Here is a 1,500-nt window from a genome sequence, read left to right as displayed (position 1 = left end):
TGCTCCTTCTTGCCGAAGTACGCGCTGAGTGAGGCGTCGTCCTCTCGGGCGAACCGCTTGCCGTGCAGGTCCCGGTCCTCCTCGTACGCCATGAATCTACTCGATGTACACGCACGCGGATCTGCTGTTTCAAGTGGCGTACGGCATTCTCGGTGTGTCGTTGTTGACGGTGCTGATGCCGCGGATCGCCAGGTCGGTTGCTGCGGGTGACGACGTCGGCGTCGTATCCGATCTCGGCCGGGGAGCCCGGTATTCGGTGGTGGCGTTGATTCCGGTCACGGTGGCTCTCATGGTGTTCGGCCCCTCGTTGACCACCCTGATCTTTTTCGGCCGGGTCGACGGCAGTAGTGCCCGGTTGATCGGGACGGCCGTGGCAGTCAGTGCATTCGGGTTGGTGCCCTTTGCGATGGTCATGCTTCAGCTACGAGTGTTCTACGCCGACAACAATACCCGCACTCCCGCGGTGATAGCCGTGGTGATGGTAGTTGCAAAGACGGCGCTCGTTCTTCTTGCGTCATTGTCGGCGAGTGACGAAACGCTGATCCTGGCCGTCTGTGCGGCCGGCTCGTTCTCCTACGTGTGCGGAGCGGTGCTCGGTCACGTCCTGCTTCGAAAGCGATACGGGCTGTTGGGATTCCGTCGGGTGCAGGCGACCGTCGGGAGAATTTCGACAGCGGCAGTTCTGGCAGGAGGTTGTGCGCTCGCTTTGGTGGTGGCGGTTCAGAACCGAATCCCCGAGCCCAGGCTTGCTGCTGCTATTTCATTGTCGGCGGGTGCGGCCGTAGGTGTCGTCGTCCTGTTGGGCGCATGCAAGGTCGTCGGCGTTCCCGAGATTCGCCGGGCGCGAGCCCTACTGCTGTCCTGAGGACAGGAGCGGTACCAGCAGTTCGTCCGGGGTCAGGGCGCCGTGCTGTCCACGGAGACCGGACAGTCCCGATTCGACCGATCGACGAACGACCGCCACGTCTCCGGAAGCAATGGCGATGACATCGCCGATCCGGCCGTGATACTCGGAATGTACTGCGGGCCCGAACAATCCCGCGACGATGCCCTCGGATCTGGTCCCGATCCACATGCGGTCACCCAGTTCGGCGCGCCAGCGGTCCGCAACATCTTGTGCAGCGCCTTCTCTGGTGTGGATGTGCCGGCACCGGGGCTCGCCGGCAAGGGCGAGTACGTCTTTGGACAGCATCGGGGTGTTGTCGAAGTCGATCTTGTTCTCGTCCAGCACGTCGACCATTCCGTGGTCTGCCGTCACCAGCAATCTCACGTCCGGACCGAGAGCGGCTGCGAGTTGTTCGACCAGTCGATCGACAAGCATCAGTTGGAAGATCCACGGCTCGGACTCGGGTCCGTAGACGTGGCCGAGTGCGTCGATCTCGCTGATGTAGCAGTACGTGAACGTCCGTTCGGCAGATTTCGACGCCGCCACGGTGCCGCGGGGATGTTAACCACCCAGGTGCCCAGCAAGGTGCCGTACAGGACGAAATAGACATAGGT

The 1,500-nt window shown here is 62.4% G+C and carries 2 protein-coding genes and 1 pseudogene; 1 reads left to right on the top strand and 2 read right to left on the bottom strand.

The window, feature by feature from the left end:
* A pseudogene (locus tag ABT116_RS45560) lies at positions 1-95 on the bottom strand (pyridoxamine 5'-phosphate oxidase family protein); the annotation flags it as partial.
* 8 nt (positions 96-103) lie between these two features.
* On the opposite strand from ABT116_RS45560, the gene ABT116_RS45555 reads away from it, so the two are divergent.
* Positions 104-865, top strand: coding sequence for a lipid II flippase MurJ (locus ABT116_RS45555; protein ID WP_351646989.1), 762 nt, complete (start codon positions 104-106; stop codon positions 863-865).
* Here the strand turns inward: ABT116_RS45555 and ABT116_RS45550 are convergent.
* On the bottom strand, positions 851-1,432 hold the full coding sequence (locus ABT116_RS45550; protein ID WP_351646985.1) for an alkaline phosphatase family protein: 582 nt from the start codon (positions 1,430-1,432) through the stop codon (positions 851-853). The two genes, ABT116_RS45555 and ABT116_RS45550, sit on opposite strands and share 15 nt — an antisense overlap.
* Positions 1,433-1,500 lie beyond the last annotated feature (68 nt).

The sequence above is a fragment of the Streptomyces sp. NPDC002130 genome, from assembly GCF_040296465.1.
Taxonomy (GTDB): Bacteria; Actinomycetota; Actinomycetes; order Streptomycetales; family Streptomycetaceae; genus Streptomyces.
Note: the sequence above shows the minus strand (reverse complement) of the source record. Positions and strands in the feature narration are given on the sequence as shown.